The sequence below is a fragment of the Staphylococcus sp. NAM3COL9 genome (assembly GCF_001431205.1).
In the GTDB taxonomy this organism is placed as follows: Bacteria; Bacillota; Bacilli; order Staphylococcales; family Staphylococcaceae; genus Staphylococcus.
On sequence record NZ_LGPC01000004.1, the window covers coordinates 17482 to 35930 of the forward strand.

At 34.0% G+C, this 18449-nt stretch carries 18 protein-coding genes; 2 read left to right on the plus strand and 16 right to left on the minus strand.

Translation table 11 applies throughout. The annotated features are described in order from the left end of the window. Window positions 1-53: 53 nt before the first annotated feature. Genes ACA31_RS00495 through ACA31_RS00505 form a run of 3 tightly spaced genes read right to left on the minus strand, consistent with a single transcriptional unit; the run spans window position 54 to window position 1742 of the window. Window positions 54-950 (minus strand): ABC transporter ATP-binding protein, encoded by an 897-nt coding sequence (locus ACA31_RS00495; protein ID WP_057511434.1) that lies wholly within the window; start codon window positions 948-950, stop codon window positions 54-56. A 21-nt stretch (window positions 951-971) separates the two neighbouring features. After that, complete coding sequence (locus tag ACA31_RS00500) at window positions 972-1304, minus strand: general stress protein (RefSeq protein WP_057511563.1); 333 nt, start codon at window positions 1302-1304, stop codon at window positions 972-974. 39 nt (window positions 1305-1343) lie between these two features. Next, window positions 1344-1742 carry a hypothetical protein gene (locus tag ACA31_RS00505; protein WP_057511435.1) on the minus strand — a complete coding sequence of 133 codons (399 nt, stop codon included), beginning with the start codon at window positions 1740-1742 and terminating at the stop codon, window positions 1344-1346. A gap of 244 nt (window positions 1743-1986) precedes the next feature. On the opposite strand from ACA31_RS00505, the gene ACA31_RS00510 reads away from it, so the two are divergent. After that, entirely contained in the window at window positions 1987-2772 is a 786-nt protein-coding gene (locus ACA31_RS00510; RefSeq protein ID WP_057511436.1) for a VLRF1 family aeRF1-type release factor, read from the plus strand. A 452-nt stretch (window positions 2773-3224) separates the two neighbouring features. On the opposite strand, the gene ACA31_RS12970 is transcribed toward ACA31_RS00510, so the two are convergent. After that, on the minus strand, window positions 3225-3776 hold the full coding sequence (locus ACA31_RS12970; RefSeq protein WP_082587027.1) for a phosphatase PAP2 family protein: 552 nt from the start codon (window positions 3774-3776) through the stop codon (window positions 3225-3227). A gap of 27 nt (window positions 3777-3803) precedes the next feature. Continuing rightward, the gene (locus tag ACA31_RS00515) at window positions 3804-4985 is read right to left on the minus strand and encodes an FtsW/RodA/SpoVE family cell cycle protein (RefSeq protein WP_057511437.1); all 1182 of its coding nucleotides are present in this window, start codon (window positions 4983-4985) and stop codon (window positions 3804-3806) included. 254 nt (window positions 4986-5239) lie between these two features. On the opposite strand from ACA31_RS00515, the gene ACA31_RS00520 reads away from it, so the two are divergent. Continuing rightward, entirely contained in the window at window positions 5240-5842 is a 603-nt protein-coding gene (locus ACA31_RS00520; protein WP_057511438.1) for a class I SAM-dependent DNA methyltransferase, read from the plus strand. Between the two features lie 47 nt (window positions 5843-5889). Here ACA31_RS00520 and add read toward each other — a convergent pair whose 3' ends face one another. From add to ACA31_RS00580, 11 genes are all read right to left on the minus strand, one after another. Continuing rightward, window positions 5890-6870 carry an adenosine deaminase gene (gene add / locus ACA31_RS00525; RefSeq protein WP_057511439.1) on the minus strand — a complete coding sequence of 327 codons (981 nt, stop codon included), beginning with the start codon at window positions 6868-6870 and terminating at the stop codon, window positions 5890-5892. Window positions 6871-7314: 444 nt separating this feature from the next. Next, a complete protein-coding gene (gene cysC, locus ACA31_RS00535; RefSeq protein WP_057511441.1) occupies window positions 7315-7914 on the minus strand; it encodes an adenylyl-sulfate kinase in 600 nt (199 codons plus the stop codon). Window positions 7915-7932: 18 nt separating this feature from the next. Further along, window positions 7933-9111, minus strand: coding sequence for a sulfate adenylyltransferase (gene sat / locus ACA31_RS00540; protein WP_057511442.1), 1179 nt, complete (start codon window positions 9109-9111; stop codon window positions 7933-7935). Between the two features lie 22 nt (window positions 9112-9133). Next, window positions 9134-10039: a sulfite exporter TauE/SafE family protein gene (locus tag ACA31_RS00545; RefSeq protein WP_057511443.1), complete on the minus strand. Its 906-nt coding sequence runs from the start codon at window positions 10037-10039 to the stop codon at window positions 9134-9136. Between the two features lie 25 nt (window positions 10040-10064). After that, complete coding sequence (locus ACA31_RS00550; protein WP_057511444.1) at window positions 10065-10676, minus strand: NAD(P)-binding protein; 612 nt, start codon at window positions 10674-10676, stop codon at window positions 10065-10067. A 36-nt stretch (window positions 10677-10712) separates the two neighbouring features. Continuing rightward, window positions 10713-11453 (minus strand): sirohydrochlorin chelatase, encoded by a 741-nt coding sequence (locus ACA31_RS00555; RefSeq protein WP_057511445.1) that lies wholly within the window; start codon window positions 11451-11453, stop codon window positions 10713-10715. Window positions 11454-11467: 14 nt separating this feature from the next. After that, a complete protein-coding gene (gene cobA, locus ACA31_RS00560; protein WP_057511446.1) occupies window positions 11468-12241 on the minus strand; it encodes a uroporphyrinogen-III C-methyltransferase in 774 nt (257 codons plus the stop codon). Between the two features lie 23 nt (window positions 12242-12264). Further along, entirely contained in the window at window positions 12265-13974 is a 1710-nt protein-coding gene (cysI, locus tag ACA31_RS00565) for an assimilatory sulfite reductase (NADPH) hemoprotein subunit (RefSeq protein ID WP_057511447.1), read from the minus strand. A 20-nt stretch (window positions 13975-13994) separates the two neighbouring features. After that, window positions 13995-15818, minus strand: coding sequence for an assimilatory sulfite reductase (NADPH) flavoprotein subunit (locus ACA31_RS00570; RefSeq protein WP_057511448.1), 1824 nt, complete (start codon window positions 15816-15818; stop codon window positions 13995-13997). Window positions 15819-16010: 192 nt separating this feature from the next. Then, window positions 16011-16739, minus strand: a complete 729-nt coding sequence (locus ACA31_RS00575) for a phosphoadenylyl-sulfate reductase (protein WP_057511449.1) — start codon at window positions 16737-16739, stop codon at window positions 16011-16013. A gap of 423 nt (window positions 16740-17162) precedes the next feature. Continuing rightward, window positions 17163-18308 (minus strand): globin domain-containing protein, encoded by a 1146-nt coding sequence (locus ACA31_RS00580; protein ID WP_057511450.1) that lies wholly within the window; start codon window positions 18306-18308, stop codon window positions 17163-17165. Window positions 18309-18449 lie beyond the last annotated feature (141 nt).

Here is an 18449-nt window from a genome sequence, read left to right on the forward strand (position 1 = left end):
TTTTTACATAAAAATTAAATAACTTTAAGGTTTGGTAAAATGATTGTTTCATATCATTCACCTAATTCATCTGTGGCTTCATAATATCGTTTAAATATTGCTTCTAGTGTTGGTGGCATAGATTCCAATTTTTTAATTTCAAATCGGCTTAGATATTCAATTACAGCAGAAATTTTATCTGAATCTACTTCAAAATAATATGCATTGTCTTCTTGTCTCACATTATGCACACCCGTAACTTGTATTAATGCTCCTAATTGCTGTGCACTTTCTACCTTAAATTGCATACGTGTAAGATGGCGCATCTCGTCTAAAGTCCCAGAAGTGATCATTTTTCCTTTACGGATAATACCTACTCGATCACACAATTTTTCTACTTCACTTAAAATATGACTCGAGAGTAGTACACTTTTGTTATTATTTTTAATGTCTCTTATGCATTCTTGAAAAACCTCTTCCATTAAAGGATCAAGACCAGAAGTAGGTTCATCTAAGATATATAATTTTGCATCAATACTAAACGCAGTAATTAACGCTACTTTCTGACGGTTTCCCGTCGAATAAGTACTACATTTTTTAGTAGTATCTAATTCAAAGCGTTTAATTAATTCATTTTTTCTATCGTAATTTGCTTTAGGATGAAGACTAAGAAAAAAATCAATAATTTCTCCACCAGTCAAATTTAGCCAAAAATTAACATCACCAGGTACAAAAGCGAGATCTTTATGCACATCGACTGCATCTTTCAACGCATTTTTGCCAAAAATTTCAATGCTGCCTTTCGTTGGTTTCAACATACCTAATATCGCTTTAATTGTCGTCGATTTTCCAGCCCCATTTGGTCCAATAAAGCCATAAACTTCACCCCCATTAAGTTCTAAATCCACACCATCTAAGGCATAGAATTTACCAAAGCGTTTTGTTAAATTATGAATTTTAAGTAGGGTCATACGCGCCACCCTTTACATGTTTTATAACAGTCCTTTAACTCTAAAATCAGTAACGATTAAAATTATCTTGGCTTCTTTCATATCTGCATCACAAGTATCCGCATCACTAGAAGACACACCTAATATGCTAAGCTTTTCTTTTAATTCTTCAGCCTTCGAATCAAAATCTTCATCTATATCTACTTTATTATAATCAACTGCTGTAACTTTTAGATTTTCAGTAACCTCTACAGTTCGATCTTTATCATCTGATAGCACATATATATCTTGGCTACCAATACCTCGATCTTTTAAAGCCTTCACATCCGCTACTAAAGCCGAGTCATTTGTATAAGGTTTCACAACAGGTGCCATAAGAATCATCCCTTTCCAATACTCCTACTTATTAATATACTAATTTTTTGTCTTAATCATTAAACTGTCATATCTATTTTCAGTTATATAAAAATAAGTATCCTCTAACATTAAATCGAACAATTCATCTCTGACCATGTCATCTGTCATTTTGAATTGAGTTTCAACCTTTTCTTGTTCTTTATCTTCAACAAAAATAACTTGATCTTTTCTTACATCTACTGTCTTACGTTTATAAATGAGTTCGAGATGCGCACGTCCTTGATGTATCGCTTCTAAATTATCTATCTTATAGGCACTTTGTACAAAATCTTCAATTCGTCTTTCTCTCTGACGCTTATCTTTTGAAGCTTTAAAATCCTTTGTATACTTTAGCTTAACAAGTAAGTAAATGACTAATATGAAAAGTATTGTTACAAGAAATAATAACGTAGCCATACATACCCCCCCTTATTCGTGTTAATTTTCAATTAAAATTATCATTTTCCAATATTATAGTTAATTTTCCCTTTGAAAATGCTTTTAAACACCTTTAAAACTTAAAGTTAATTTTTATTGTTGTGAAATATTACTATTAATAAATTATACCTATTGACCAATAAAATTTGATAATATATAAAGTTTAACTTCTATAAAAAGGGTAAAATATGTAGTATGTAAGAATAATGAAGGGTGATATATAATGCGTTTACAAGAAGAAATTAATAACTTGGAACAATTCGATGGTAAATCACGAAATCAGAAAGTATTCTCAATTTATTTAGATACTAGTCCCGAACAAGGAACAAAGTGGAAAATTGAATTAAAAAATGCCCTGAAAGACTTATCCGACAAAACAAAAAACAGTGACAATCACGAAGAAAAAAACCAAGCAAAAGACATTATCAATAAAGTAGAAATTGAAATACAGGGCGCTGAACCAAATTTAAAAAGAGGTCTTATTTTATTTATAACTGCCGATGAGACATTAAGGTTCGAAAAACACGTTAATATTTCTATAAAAACTGAATTCAAATGGGACGCAAAACCCAAATTAGATCAGCTAAAATCATTACAACAACGCTACCCTTACACTGGTATTTTAGTTTTACAACAAGACAAAGCACGTGTGATTGAAACTGAAATTGGTACAATTGTAGACGAAGATTATTACACTCTAGATTTAGATACTGATGATTGGAGAGAACATTCCGGACCACAAGGCGATGATTTAACTCAAGGTGGCGCGCAAAGAGATGAATATAAAGAACGTGTGAAAGCTAATCAAGATCGTTGGTTCAAAAGTTTAGTAGCTAATATTGAGAAAAATGCTAAGAAAAAAGATTGGCAACAGCTTTATTTAGCTGGCGAAAAAGAAGAAGTAGAAAAATTAAAAACGATGTTCAATCGTAATATTGACCAAGTCACACCAAGTAATATATTAAATTTAAATGCGACAGAAATTATAAATAAAGTAATGGAAGTATAAATTTCAAGTCATGCTAGTCACAATATATAAAAACAGTTTAATATGTACTAACCTTTAAAAACTGTACTTTGCTTTAGCATATATTTTCAAAGGTTTGTTTCCTAATTTTCATAGGAGGCAAGCCTTTCAATTTTGTTTTGATTCATTCATTGTTATAAAAATGAATATATTAATATTATGCTATCGATTATTTTAATTCATTATGGTAGTACTTCAACATAAAAATGCCCCTAAAATTTTAGCTTTTTAAGTTCAAATTTGGGGGCATATCCATAACAATTTATTTTTTGTATATTTATTAAATAAAAAAACGTCAGTGATTTGAGCTGAATCCTGTGGAAAATCACTAGCCAAAGTCTACAGGTTGAGGCTACGTCCGCGAAAAGCATACACAAAAGAACTGTTAGCAACTATGTCCATTCTGATATGGTTTTTATACATAGATTTTAATGTCACCTATTGTTTTGAGTTGAAGTTGCATTACCCAATTTCAAAGCTTGAAGCATAGTCCCTATAATGAGTAAGCTACCTATTGTATCTGTAAAAAAGTGTGCGCGTAGATAAATCCTAGAAATGATAATCGAAATGACCAATAATGTGCATATGAGCGTGAACCATTTATTATTTTTCAACAATAATATGAGACTCACTAGTAAACAGACACTTAAAACGTGCATGCTTGGAAAACTATAGCCATCTATACTGATATCAGGTCTTGGTCGTTGAATAATATATTTAAAAAATGTCCCTATAAATAATACACTGAAACACCAAAATCCATACCACCAAAACTTAAATTGATTATAAAAAAATACGAATATTAAGATCATCAATATCATGAGTAAACAATGCAATGGCTTAAATATATTAGAAATGATTTCAAGATACACAACGACACAGTTAGAGTTAATCGTTCCATGTAACCATTCATAAATAAAATTATCTAAAGGCTCAGTTAAATCTATATGTATACATATCATGAGTATCAATAAGCACAAACTCATTAAAATTATTTTTAAATCGTCTCTCACTTAGTTTAATGTCCTTTCATTATTAATTCTTCTAGCTACCGCTAATAATGTTCCATAGGCGATGCTAATGCTCAATACAGATGATCCACCATAGCTTAATAGCGGCAACGTCACCCCCGTTAAAGGAATGATGCCAGAGACTCCTGCTAAATTAATGAATACTTGCATAAACAAATAACTCACGACACCGACGCAAATTAATTTATAAAATTGATTTGTAGTTTTATTTGCATAAATGAGTCCTTTAACTAAAATAAAGCCATAAATCAGTAATATAAATAATACACCCAGTAAACCTAATTCTTCTGAAATAACCGTAAAAATAAAATCAGTATGCGGTTCTGGTAAGTAACCTAGTTTAGAAATGCCATTACCTAGACCTTTTCCAGTAAATCCACCATTCCCAATTGCTGTTAAAGCACTCGTCAGTTGATATCCATCATCCCTTTCATATTTAAATGGATTGAGCATTACTTGAATACGTCTTAATCTATAAAGGTTTTTAGCATCAAAAATTAAAGTATAGATACTATAAAATACAATTGGAATCACTGCGATTGCCATGATTTGAATTTTCACCTTATTTTTTAAATCTGAATAAATCAGTATGCAAGCAATAATCGCTACTGTTAATAGCGTACCGCCCAAGTCCCCTTGCATTAAAACAAGTAATAAGCCCATCCCAATGATGCCTAGTGGTGGAATGAGATGTTTCAACTTATAATCCCTTCGGCTTGATACACGTTGGTTAATCACATAAGAAAGATAAAAAATTGAGGTTAGTTTTAAAAATTCTGAAGATTGAATACTAAATAATCCTAAATTAATCCAGTTTTTAGAACCGTTGATTTCCTTACCAATTAACACAGTAATCAGTAATAGCAACAATGTACCTAACACCATTATTTTCTGTACATTGTTCTCTTTAAAAGCATTAATATTAACAAAACTACCAATAAATATAATAATAACTATACCTAAAATCAAAAAGAGCAATTGTCTTTTCATAAAATAATTACTTTCGATAGGCACCCCGCCTGTTAATGCCCCTTTAGATGCAGATACCATGCTAGCACTGTAAACCATCATTACACCTATAATACCGAGTATGATAAAACAGAGAATCATACTAAAATCCAAATCTTCTAAACGCTTACGCGCTAGTGTTAAAAATCGCTTCATGACTTCACCTCATTATGACTGATAGACTCCAGTAAAACATATTTTTAACATATCCTCAATCATACTTTAGGCTCACCTAATTTTATTTAAATATATGTATTCTCATATTGTTAAATATACTGTCTTAAATACTATGCATTGTACTACTTTTCATCTTGTGATAAACTCTATTAAAGACTTAATATATCTATAATAGATGTTATAGAAACACGTACTTTTTTATAATAAATTTCACTCAACAAAGGAGTTTTCATTTGAATAAAGACCGTTTTGAGCAAATTGCCCAAAAGTACGATGGCCCTAGTAGAATACATCTTGCCGATACAATTGCACAAGAAGTGAATAAAATATTCGAAAACACTTCATATCAGTCACTATTAGATTATGGTGGCGGTACTGGTTTAGTTACATTAAGCATAGAGCGCCATTTTGATGAAATCACAATGATGGATGCTGCACCTCAAATGATTGAGGTGTTTGAGAATAAAATTTCTGAACTCGGCAAAACACATATTCACGCATATGTAGGTGACATTCTTTCAGATGATACACAGATCAACACTACCTATGATGTGATTTTCCTTTCATTAGTATTACTACACAGCGGTGACTACACAGCATTGCTAACAGCGTTACGTGCGAAATTAAATTCTGCTGGTCTGCTCGTTCTTGTTGATTTTGATAAGAATGAAAATGTATATCATCCAAAGGTCTATAATGGCTTTGAACAAACAGATATCCAACAACTATTTACTGAATTAGGCTTAACACATGTCCAATCATACACATTTTATGAAGGTAAAAATATATTTATGAATAAAGATGCAAGTTTATTTATTGCATCTGGCCGTTCATAATCTATTATACAAAAAAGAGAACTTCCAGCTATTGGAAGTTCTCTTTTTTATGATTGCATCACTGCTTTTAAATTTTCTTTTTCAATATCTGATAAAAAGGCATATTCAATCGCTCTTAAATTGATAAATTCAATCTGTTCGACAGAAATCAATTGATGTTTCATCAGTAACGTATACTCTTCATTTAGTGAAGTTTGTGTGACCGTACGATTGTCCGTGTTAATAATAAAAGGTATATCCTGTTCTAGCAAATAAGGTATGTTCAATTCGGTTAAATCCTCTATCGCTTTCGTTTGAACATTACTTTTCGGACACATTTCTAACATCACATCATTATGCTTTATTTCTTGTAACGCAGCTTCATTTTCATTAATGGCAACACCATGGCCCACACGTTTCGCGCCTAATTTAATAGACTCCATAACATTATGCATACAACCACATTCGCCAGCGTGTAAAGTGAGATTAAACCCTTTATCTAAACCGTATTGAATTGTAGTACGAATATCTTCTGGTGGAAATGCTGCTTCTGGACCCGCAAAATCAATCCCGCGCACCACATCACTATCTCTCTGCTCAAGATAATCGAAGAGCGCTTCATTCACTGTAGCTTCATGTTGTCTCATTGCGCAAACCAATAAATTAATTTTGATATCCAATGTTTCTGTTGCAAATTGGACGCCCGCTTCGACTGCTTCCAATACATCTGCTAACAACAAGTCTTGTTCCATATGCAATAACGGTGCAAAGCGAATTTCTATATACTTTATATTATCATGACTCGCTTGTTGCGCAACATCTACGACAGCTCTTTTGAGGCTATCTTTTGTTTGCAACACTTTTAATATTTCATCAAAACACTGCAAATATTCATTTAAGCTTTCACAATTTTCACTTACAAGCAAATGGGGCTCTTTTAAAACTATATTTTGTTCAGAAGCAAGTTGCTTTATTAACTCTATACTTGTAGAACCATCGAGATGACAATGAAGTTCTATTTTAGATATATCTTGTATGGATTTATTCATGTCTGAAACCTTCCTTACTTCCGATATGTCACTATGGTTACATTTTACTATAGACACAAAGAAAGATTTTATTAGAAATTAATTCATATACTATAACATGATTATTTTAACATGACCATAAAACCATCTACATTAAAGACAAATACTAATCAATTACAAGTCATTTAATTTATCATAGTTGTCCAAAATACCCCAAAATTGTTAATGTTATGCCTAAGCCTATAAAGCATGTGAACAATATAAGTACAATCACTTTTAACTCTAGCATAAAATAACTTCTATTCTGTCCCTTATTCACTATAAAAACACCACAAAACACTACTAAGATAAATATAATAAGCAAACTATAAGCAATTATATTTAATATTTCCATCTATATTCCCCTTTCGTGTTTTATCTTCATTAAATACTTTAATCAACGCACCACAAGATTTAACACATCTATTAAATATATTGATACAGTTTCAAATAGTTAACAATTTTGTTTACAGATTGCTCGATGCTATCTTTTTCTGTATCTATGACTATTTCTGGTTTTTCTGGCGTTTCATAAGGCGCACTAATACCAGTAAATCCAGCAATTTCACCACTTCTAGCTTTCTGATATAGTCCCTTAGGATCTCTCGCTTCACATTCCTCGAGGCTGCATAATGTATGCACTTCTATAAATTCATCCTCTTGTAATAAACTGCGTACCGTGTCACGATCCACTTGATAAGGTGAAATAAATGCAGAAACAGTGATTAATCCTGCATCTACCATTAACTTTCCTACTTCACCAATCCGTCTAATATTTTCTGTACGGTCTTCTGGACTAAACCCTAGATTATTGTTAAGTCCATGTCTGACATTATCTCCATCTAATCTATACGTATGTATCTGACGTTGAAATAATGCTTTTTCTAACGCAACAGAAACAGTCGATTTACCAGACCCTGATAATCCAGTAAACCAAATCAATACACTTTTATGGTCGTTACGGCGTTGTCTTTCTTCTTTTTTAACTTCTGATTCATGCCATGTAATATGTTGAGATGTGTTCATTCACTTCACTCCTTTAAACTATTGCTCTTGCAAGCCTTTAATCAATACTTCTGCTACTTCTGGTCTTGAAAATTCTTTAGGTAGTGATTCTCCATTTTTAAGCTTTTCACGAACTTTTGTACCACTCAAATGTAAATGTGATGAAACATCATGTGGACATGTTTTCGCAGTCGCCATATTTTCACAAGTTTTACAATAAAAGGCATGTTCGAATTTCAAAATTTGTATTCCTAACTCTGCTTCATAGTTAGAAATAAGCTCTTGGGCCTCATAAGTACCATAGTAGTTACCCACGCCGGCATGATCACGTCCAACAATAAAATGTGTGCAGCCATAATTTTTTCTTACTGTCGCATGTAATATCGCCTCTCGTGGACCCGCATAGCGCATTGCCGCAGGATAAATGACTAAGCGTGCTTTATTTTCCGGGTAATAATTATCAAGAATAACTTCATAACTCTTCATGCGTACAGCTGCTGGAATATCGTCAGATTTTGTCTCTCCAACTAACGGGTTCAACAATAGCCCATCAACAGATTCTAAAGCTGCTTTTTGTATGTACTCGTGTGCTCTATGTACTGGGTTTCTTGTTTGGAATCCTACAACAGTCTTCCAATTCAGGTCATTAAATAATTGTCTTGTTTCAGAGGGATCTAAATGATAATCTACAAAATCGTCATGCTTTGGTCGATCTAGTAAATATATTGGTCCAGCCAGATAGACATTCCCTTTTTCATATACTTTCTTCACGCCAGGGTGGTCAATGTCTGTAGTACCATATACACGTTGTGCTTCTTTCTCTTTATCGTATGTATATTTTTCCTCTAATTCAAGTACGCCATATAAATGGTCGTCTTCACCATATAATGCGACACGTGTTCCTATCTCTAGCTGCTTTGCTTCATCTTCAGTTACAGGTAAAGTGATGGGAATACTCCACACCAAGCCATTACTTAAATGTAAATCTTCTACTACATTTGTATAGTCCGCTTCATTCATAAATCCTGTTAACGGACTGAATCCACCAATACCAATAAGTTCTAAATCTGACAAACTCCATGGATTTAGTGTAATAGCAGATAACGATTTCGCCTCGGCTAATAATTCCTTTTTAAGTAAGTCACTCACTTCTCTGTTAATGAGTTCTCCGCCATGTGCTTCAATAGTGTTTGTGATCGTTTCTGTTGATAATGTCATGCTTATACACTCCCTTTATGATTTAATCTAGTTCATTCGTGTTTGCTTTGTTTTTAGAAATTGAAAATGATAATTTTTTATTTTGATATAACGCATAAGTAATTAAAATAATCCAAATAACAATAAGTGATACTTTAATTGTTATGGATACTACTGGTTTTGGGTCAAAAACGCTGATTAAGGAGCTACTATTGGTAAAGATAATTAAACCACTTACGCAAACTGCCAAAATATTCACTGGTAAAATTTTAACAAGCCAAGCTGCGAAAGGTGCTGCAATTAAACCGCCAATACTCAATGAAACCACTAAACCTAAATTAATCTGACTCCAGCCTAAAAAGATAATAAAGCTAATTGATGCTGAAAGTGCCACGAAAAATTCACTCGCAGACACAGTACCAATTGCATATCTTGGTTCTAACTTTTTCTGAGCTAGTAACAACGGTGTGTTGACTGGCCCCCAACCCCCGCCGCCAACTGAATCGAGGAAACCTGCAATTGCGCCTTGTGGAATCATAGCGTAACGACCTATTTTACTTGCATCTTTCTGTATTTGGTTGTCTTTTTTAAATAAAAACTGGTATAAAACGTAAAATCCCATAGTTAATAAAAACAAAGCAATAAATGGCTTAATTAAATTACTATGTATATGACTTAAAAACGCTGCTCCAATAAATGCTGCAATTGCGCCTGGAATCGCTAATTTAATCATTGTCGGCTTGTGTACATTTTCAAACTTCCAGTGTGCTGTGCCAGAAGCAGCAGTTGTTGCAACTTCAGCAAAATGAATCGTTGCAGATGCGATTGCTGGCGCTATACCAAAAGTTAATAATATTGAGGAAGAAGATGCACCGAATCCCATACCTAGGGAACCATCTATCAATTGTGCGAGAAATCCTGCAAGTGCGAAGATAAATAACTTATACATGTGTCATACTCCTTCCGAATTGTATTTAGTCCAGTGAATCGAGCCATTTAACCACATCTCTTTGTTTATCCTTTTCCAAATAACGATCTGCTAAAATTGATTTCAAAAATCTTTGCTTTTCTAATGAAGATAACGAACTTTTTTTAACGCGTTGTCTACATTCATATAAGAAATCAACATACACTTCATAACGGCTAGTAAACTTTTGTTGAAATTCAGCGAGAATTTGTGCCGTAAGCGCTGGGCTTGCACCGTTTGTAGAAACACTTAATGTCAGCTTGCCACGTCGTAATATGCTCGGAAATACCACATCACCTGAGGTCGCTGCTCCAGCCATATTTATCATTGCGTGACTCGGTTTATGTTGCAGTACCCATTGATTTGTAGATGCGCTATCTGTCGCAACAACAATGAAGTCTGCCTGATGGATATCGTTAATCTCAAATGATTTTTCACTCCATTTTATTACTGAGCATCGAACCAAGTCTTTCAATTTTTCAGTAATATTAGGACTAATAATATGAATGTCTTTGGCATAATTGACTAAAGTATTTACTCTTCGTTCTGCAACATTACCGCCGCCAATTACAAAAACCTTCTTCTTTGAAATATCAATCATGAGTGGAATCAAAGGCATTATGTCACTCCTTACTATCTTAAATAATTAAGACTGTTACTGGTTTACAGATTCAAATGTTTCTTCTACACGTTCTTTCAATGCAGTTTGCAAATGACTATGGTTTCCAAGTCGGGAACACAGTACAATGTCATTCTCAACGTGATAGCTATCTATAGTTGCGGCAATATGACGTTCTAAAATACCTGTAAACCATAAATAAGGAACTACAAATATTTGTGAATGACCTTTGTTGACTGTATCTTGAAGTGCCTCTTCAAATGAGGGCCCACATGCAGCCAAATAACACACGTCAATATCTAAATTGATATTTATATCTTGTAACTGTGCTTTGATTGTCGAAAAGTCTTTTTGTGTTTGAGTATTATAACTCCCCCTACCTATAATCAATACTTTTGCATCTATGTTTGGTGTCATATGTGTTTCTTCAATTCTTTGCTGTAGTATTCCAGTTAATCGGCGTTGTACCCCTAACGGTCTTCCATAAGATACTGTGACGTGTGGGTACTTTTGCTGATTCCGTTGAATTTCTTTCGGTATATCTTTGAAATAATGTCCTGCACTTAGTAAAAGTACTGGTATCACAGAAATTTCAGTTGCGCCTTTATTGACTAATCGTTGAAATCCTTGTGACAAATTAGGCTCTGTTAATTCTAAAAAGCATGTTTCTTGTAATGGCACATCGATTTGCTTTTCAACTAATTCAATAAAATTCACAGCTTCTGTCACAGCTTCATCTACTCTACTACCGTGGCTGACATATAAGACGCCTCGCATACAAAGACCTCCCTCTATTGATATGTTAAATTTGCAAGTGACGCTTGTGATTGTCCCGCTTCAAACCAACTGATACGTTCTCTTAATTTAACCACTTCTCCTACGACAATCATTGCTGGGTTTTCAATATCTTTTGCAACTTCAACAATATTCATCAAGTTACCAACCACTGTCTTTTGATTCTCAGATGTACCAAGCTGAACCAAAGCAACCGGCGTATCAATAGGACGTCCGTGTTTAATCAATAGTTCACTAATTTCTGGTAATTTTTTGACACCCATATAAATGCACAGCGTTTCTGGACCGAGTGCAAGATGTTTCCAATACGAATCTTTATCTATATTCTTATTTATTACACCTGTGACAAAGGCAACAGATGAACTATAATCACGATGTGTAACAGGGATACCTGCATATGCAGGTGCTGCAATACCTGATGTAATACCTGGAACAATTTCAAACGGAATTTGATGTGCTGCTAAAATTTCTGCTTCTTCTCCACCTCTTCCAAAAATAAAAGGGTCTCCACCTTTTAATCTTGTAATGGTTTGACCTTTTTTAGCTAAATTCACTAACAATTTATTCGTATCTTCTTGTGGTAAAGAATGACGATGGGGGTCTTTGCCACAATACATAAACTTTGCATTCGGCGATGCATGACTTAATAATTTTTTGTTTACTAGTCGATCATATAAAATGATGTCTGCTTGTTGAATCGCTTTTAATCCTTTTACTGTGATTAAATCAGGATCCCCTGGACCCGCTCCTACTAAAAATACTTTGCCCATCTTGCCACCACCTTCTCAATTTATTAGCTATGGAATGCTTGACCATCTTTAACTTCAGCTACGATGCCTGCACGTATGACGAAATCACCAAAATGTTCACCCTCGGTTCTTTCTTTGGCATATTGTATTAATATCGGTCTTAAGCTTTCTAAAATCTCAGCTTCTGCTATATTTTCTTTAAAAATTTTATTTAATCGATCGCCTGTAAAGCCGCCACCCAAGTACATATTATATTTTCCTGGTCCCTTACCTATAAATGCAATTTCTGCTAATGCAGGTCTGGCACATCCGTTAGGGCAACCTGTCATTCGAATCGTAATTTCTTCGTCATTTAAGCCTGCTTCATCTAATAATTCTTCAATTTTTCCAATAAGTGATGGCAAATAACGTTCGGACTCCGCCATCGCTAAACCACAAGTGGGAAAAGCAACACATGCCATAGAATTTCGTCTTAACCCTGTATAATGTTCGCCATCTGTCAGACCATATTCTGAGATGATTTTTTCTATTTTTGGCTTTTCACTGTCAGAAACATGCGCAATAACTAAATTTTGATTAGGCGTCAATCTAAAATCACCTTTATGAATTTGGGCAATTTCTCTTAACGAAGTCTTTAATTTATAATCATCCGTATCTTTGACACGTCCATTTTGTACAAATAGCGTGAAGTGCCATTTACCGCTGCCTTTTGTCCAACCATAGCGATCTCCATTATGGTCAAAATGATATGGTCGCTCATTTTCTAATTGCCATCCAAGACGTTCATTTAGTTCTTTTTTAACCCACTCTACGCCTTTACGATCTACTGTATATTTAAAGCGTGCATTCGTTCGGTCTTCACGATTACCGTAGTCTCGTTGAATCGTTAATATTGTTTCACAAACGTCTACAACTTCTGATTTGGGGAAATAGCCAATCAAGCGCCCTACTTGAGGATAGGTAGCTGTGTCGCCATGTTTCATTCCCATGCCCCCGCCAATCGTTACATTGAAACCGACGAGTTCGTCTTGCTCTATAATGGCAATCAAACCAACATCCTGTGAGTAAACATCAATATCATTTGAAGGTGGCACTGCGATACCAATCTTGAATTTACGCGGAAGGTACGTTTTTCCGTATATTGGCTCTGGTTCTGCGTCACTCGTATCTAATACTTTCTCACCATCTAACCAAATTTCGTGATAAGCCTGCGTCTTAGGCGACAAGTGTCGACTGATGTCATTCGCAATTTGGTTAATTTCACTATGTATATGAGATTGATAAGGGTTCGGATTACACATCACATTACGATTCACGTCACCACAAGCTGCTAAAGAGTCTAGTAATGCCTGATTTATACTTTGCATAGAATTTTTTAAATTTTTCTTTAAAATGCCATGAAATTGAAATGCTTGTCTTGTCGTAAGTTTGATTGTTCCATTGGCATAAGTATTCGCAATATCATCCATCGCAATCCACTGTTCAGCAGTTGAAGCACCACCAGGCGCACGTACTCTAATCATGAAACTGTATGCCGGTTCTAATTTTTGCTTACGACGTTCGTCTCTAATATCTCGGTCATCCTGCATATAACTACCATGAAACTTTAAAAGTTTTGTATCATCTTCAGTAATAGAACCAGTAATTCTATCTGCTAAACCTTCAACAATCGTGCCACGAAGATAATTGCTATCCGCTTTAATACGTTCTAATTCATCGAGTTTGTCAGAAAAACTTACATTCGTTTCAGCCATACATAACCCCTGCCTCTCTTTTAATAAACATCTCTTTGATAACGTTTTTCTTTTTTCATTTGTGTAAGATAAGCTTCGGCATCCGTTTCAGACATGCCACCTTCTTGTTCCAATACGTAGCGAATCGTTTCATGCACATCTTTAGCCATTTGTTTTTCATCACCGCATATATATAATGCAGCACCATTCATTATCCATTCATAAAATGTTGTACTTTGTTCCGCAATACGATGTTGCACATATACTTTTTCTTCTGTATCACGTGAAAATGCTACATCTAATTTGCTTAATACATTATCTTTTAACCAAGTTTGCCATTCCGTTTGATATAAAAAATCTGTAGTAAAGTACTGTTCTCCGAAAAACAACCATGTATTGCCCGTTAATCCTAGTTCTTCTCTTTCTTGAAGATATGACCTAAACGGTGCAACTCCGGTACCTGGACCGATCATTATGACGGGTATATCTTCGCTAAATGGAAATTTAAAATTAGGATTCTTTTTCAAATAAATAGGTATACTGTCTCCGGGTTGTAAGCGTTCGGCTAATTGTACGGAACAAACACCGTCACGCTCACGTTCGTGCGCCTCATATCTTACTGCACCGACAGTAATATGCACTTCATCTGGATTTGCTTGAAAACTACTTGCTATAGAATATTCGCGCGGTGGTAACTTTCTTAACAATTGAGGCAATGACTGTGAATCAAATTGACTCGGCGGAAAATCTCTTAATAAATCGATTAAGTCTCGACCTTCTATGTAACTTTGTATCCATAACGCATCTTCCACTTGCTTGGTTAATTTCGTATTTTCAAATAACGTTGAGGCTTTTAGCATTAAGTTCTTTGTTAGTTTAGTAATTTCGAAATATTCCTGTAAAGCCCGCTCTAGTGTTAACGTGTCATCATTTGAATTAATAGGAATTTCGTCTTGAGCATTCCACCCTAAAGTTTCAATAAGTACAGCCACGATATTTGGATTATTTTGTGGCACTACGACCAAACAATCACCCGGCTCATATTCCTCACCATAGTTATCCATTAAAAACTCGATATGTCTCACTTCTTTGTTAGAACCTCGGCCGTTCAAATTAATGTTTTCCAAGACTTCTGCTTCAAATGGATTTGACTTGGAGTAGCGCTTTTCTTTTGTAGCCTGTACTGTTTCTGCGAGTATCACTGATTCTTTATGATTGGATGATTGGTTGAGTTGCTGAATATTTTCATTCATCCAAGCTTCTGCTTGCTCATCAAAATCTAAATCACAGTCATGTCTTGCTACTAAACGTTCGCCGCCTAATTCTAAAAATCTAGCATCAAAGTCTTTCCCTGTTTGGCAAAAGAACTCATATGATTCATCTCCAAGCGCAAGCACTGAATAACGCACACCTTCTAATTTAGGCGCTTTTCTGCCATGTAAAAATTCGTGAAATGTAAGTGCATTATCAGGTGGGTCTCCTTCACCATGAGTTGCTGAAATCACAAATAAATCCTCTACTTTTTTCAAGTCTTTAGGCTTAAACTCGTCCATTGCGCTCAATTTCACAGTATAATTATGTTCGACCAATCGATCTGCAAAAATTTCTGCCAAACTTTGCGCATTACCAGTTTCTGAGCCATAAAGTATTGTAATATTTCTATCGACATTGTCTTCTGACTCACTATTTAATACATATTCTGCTACTTGCTGTGGGGCTTCAGCATCACTAACTGAAGTATTTTGATATGCTGATAGATAACCACTCAACCAAATTTTTTGCTCTGTAGTTAAAATGCTAACGACCTGATTGAGTTGGTCTGCTTGATGCTCATTAAATGGACTATTTGATACAGATAAATTCACCGCAAGTTCACCTCATTTTTTATTTTTAAACCATTTGTAAAAGTATTAATTAATCTTTTTAGTGCTATTCGTATGTCTTAAAACATCATATATTACAAATAATATATTCCTTGAATAAATAGTGTTTCTAATCTTTATATATCCGATGTGCATACTAAGGATTATTCGTAAAAAAAAGAATCTTAAGCTATATCATGGTTTTTCAGTCGTATGGAGACCACATTCTGTCTTGTTAGAATTACTCCATCTACCTTCCCTTGTGTCTCCAGAAGCTGAAACAGCTGATGTACAAGGTATGCAGCCAATACTCGGAAAATTAAAATCATGTAGTTCGTTATAATGTAAATCATGCTTTTTAATATAGTGCCATACATCATCCCACGTCCAATGAATAAGCGGGCACACTTTTACTGATTTAAACCTTTCATCTTTGTTTACATAATTTGTAAATTGACGACTTGGTGATTGTTCTCTACGTAATCCTGAAACCCAAGCTGTAGCACCTGCTAACACTTCTTCTAGCGGTTTAATTTTACGTATATAGCAACATTGATTAGGATCATTCTTCCAAAGTGCTGAATTGAATTGGTCTGACTGTTCATCTAGCGTTAATTTTGGCTTTTTAAGTTTGATATTCAATTCTGGATAACGAGATTTTACTCTATCGATTAAATCATAGGTTTGTTGAAAATGAAGATCCGTATCCAAAAATACGATTTCAGCATTTTTTCTAACACTATAAATCAAATCAATTAAAATCATGCCTTCCGCACCAAAGCTACATGCATAAACAATGGAATCACCATAGGTTTCATATGCCCATGCGATCACTTGACGTGCGCCTTTTGTTTCATCTGAAATATCTAATGCCTGAAATGCGTCGGTTTTAAAATGCTCATATGTTATTTTTTCCTCTGACATTAATGGGTTCATCCCCTTTTCTTTAATGTTCTATATTTAAAATTCATATAATTTTTAGTCTTTAGAATTATTAGAAAATAATTATGATACATACTTTACTCATTGTAAATTTTTATGTCAAGCGTACTTTTAAACTATAACTTCCTCTGAATACAGTATAATTTTACTAAATGTAAGCGCTTTATATAGCGTGTTTAAAATGTTTTCGATAATTATTTTTAAATAATAATTATAATAATGTAATTTCCGTTAACAACGTTGTAAAATGCGTTATATAAGCATTTCTTATTTTTTAAAAAAATATTTTCTTATTTTAATTATTATAAGATCGTAATTTATTTTTTAATCAAATGACAAAAGCGCCAATAACAATTAAATGTCATTGGCGCTACTTCATGAATAAATTCAATTTTCATTTAATAATTATGCTGAAAAGCTAAGTCTTGGAATAAATGTTTCGAAATGAATGTTATCCATTGGTATACCGATTGTTTGTAATTCAGAAATCATTGCTTTTAAGAATGAATTACCACCACAAATATAAATTTCTGTTTCATTATCCACATATTGTTGTAGTTGTGCTACTTCAATAAAGCCGTCTTCATCACGGAAATGTGTGTCAAAACGTGCAAGTGAAGACTGATTAGAAATATCGTTTAATTTGTTTTCAAAAGCGACATTTTGCGCATTAGATGTTGATTGTAAGAAAGTTGATTGTAAACCTGCATCAACTGCTTCTTTATACATAGAAACAAGTGGTGTAACGCCGACACCTGAACCTAAGAACAATTGCTTGTTTTCTTTATTCGCTAAAGCAAAACCACCTACTGGCGCAGATAAGCTTAATGTATCTCCAACTGACACTGCATCGTGTAGTATTGTTGATACTTCACCTTCATGCTCTTCAGTAACGTCTTTTCTAACTCCAAATGTTAAGAAGTCTTTACCACCATCAACGATAGAGTAATGTCTCTTAGCTTGGTAAGGTAGTTTTTCACTCGTAATATCTACAGTAATATATTGACCAGGAACAAATTGGCTTAAATCAATATCCTCTGATTTAATTGTAAATGCTTTAATAATCTCAGTTTCTTCAGTGATCTCTGTAACTTCAAATGATTTGAAGCCATCCCAAGCCATATTGCTGTATACTTCTTTTTCTAAACCGATAAACGCATCAGCAATTTCTCCATAAGCTTTAATCCATGTTTGGATAATTGGATCTTCATCTTCAAGACCAGTCACTTCTTCAATCGCCCATATTAAATTTTCACCAACAATTGGGTAATGTTCGGGTTTGACTTGTAATGCACAATGTTTATAGACAACAGGCATAATCGCTGGAACAATCGGTGACAAATCTTGGATATTTTCAGCTGCTGCTAATACAGCCATTGCAAGTGCTGAAGATTGTAATCCTCGTTTTTGGTTAGTTTGATTAAATACATTTTTTAATTCTGGATGTTGTTCAAAGAGTCTCTTATAAAAAATTGAGGTAATTGTTTGTCCTTTATCTTTTAGTAATGGCACTGTTTCTTTAACTGTTTTTATCTCTTCTTGAGTTAACATATCGTACCTCCTAATTTATTGTATATCCACATTATCATATGAACTTCTCTTACTTACAATGAATTCAAACTTATTTCACAGAACATTCACATTCTACATTCATAAACTTGTAACTATTTTTCGTTTTTTAAAAATAAAAAA

Excerpts from the sequence above, each read along its gene's own strand:
- ACA31_RS00495 (WP_057511434.1), bottom strand. The coding sequence starts at position 950 with ATGACCCTACTTAAAATTCATAATTTAACAAAACGCTTTGGTAAATTC.
- ACA31_RS00500 (WP_057511563.1), bottom strand. The coding sequence starts at position 1,304 with ATGGCACCTGTTGTGAAACCTTATACAAATGACTCGGCTTTAGTAGCG.
- ACA31_RS00505 (WP_057511435.1), bottom strand. The coding sequence starts at position 1,742 with ATGGCTACGTTATTATTTCTTGTAACAATACTTTTCATATTAGTCATT.
- ACA31_RS00510 (WP_057511436.1), top strand. The coding sequence starts at position 1,987 with ATGCGTTTACAAGAAGAAATTAATAACTTGGAACAATTCGATGGTAAA.
- ACA31_RS12970 (WP_082587027.1), bottom strand. The coding sequence starts at position 3,776 with ATGAGTTTGTGCTTATTGATACTCATGATATGTATACATATAGATTTA.
- ACA31_RS00515 (WP_057511437.1), bottom strand. The coding sequence starts at position 4,985 with ATGAAGCGATTTTTAACACTAGCGCGTAAGCGTTTAGAAGATTTGGAT.
- add (WP_057511439.1), bottom strand. The coding sequence starts at position 6,870 with ATGAATAAATCCATACAAGATATATCTAAAATAGAACTTCATTGTCAT.
- cysC (WP_057511441.1), bottom strand. The coding sequence starts at position 7,914 with ATGAACACATCTCAACATATTACATGGCATGAATCAGAAGTTAAAAAA.
- sat (WP_057511442.1), bottom strand. The coding sequence starts at position 9,111 with ATGACATTATCAACAGAAACGATCACAAACACTATTGAAGCACATGGC.
- ACA31_RS00545 (WP_057511443.1), bottom strand. The coding sequence starts at position 10,039 with ATGTATAAGTTATTTATCTTCGCACTTGCAGGATTTCTCGCACAATTG.
- ACA31_RS00550 (WP_057511444.1), bottom strand. The coding sequence starts at position 10,676 with ATGCCTTTGATTCCACTCATGATTGATATTTCAAAGAAGAAGGTTTTT.
- ACA31_RS00555 (WP_057511445.1), bottom strand. The coding sequence starts at position 11,453 with ATGCGAGGCGTCTTATATGTCAGCCACGGTAGTAGAGTAGATGAAGCT.
- cobA (WP_057511446.1), bottom strand. The coding sequence starts at position 12,241 with ATGGGCAAAGTATTTTTAGTAGGAGCGGGTCCAGGGGATCCTGATTTA.
- cysI (WP_057511447.1), bottom strand. The coding sequence starts at position 13,974 with ATGGCTGAAACGAATGTAAGTTTTTCTGACAAACTCGATGAATTAGAA.
- ACA31_RS00575 (WP_057511449.1), bottom strand. The coding sequence starts at position 16,739 with ATGTCAGAGGAAAAAATAACATATGAGCATTTTAAAACCGACGCATTT.
- ACA31_RS00580 (WP_057511450.1), bottom strand. The coding sequence starts at position 18,308 with ATGTTAACTCAAGAAGAGATAAAAACAGTTAAAGAAACAGTGCCATTA.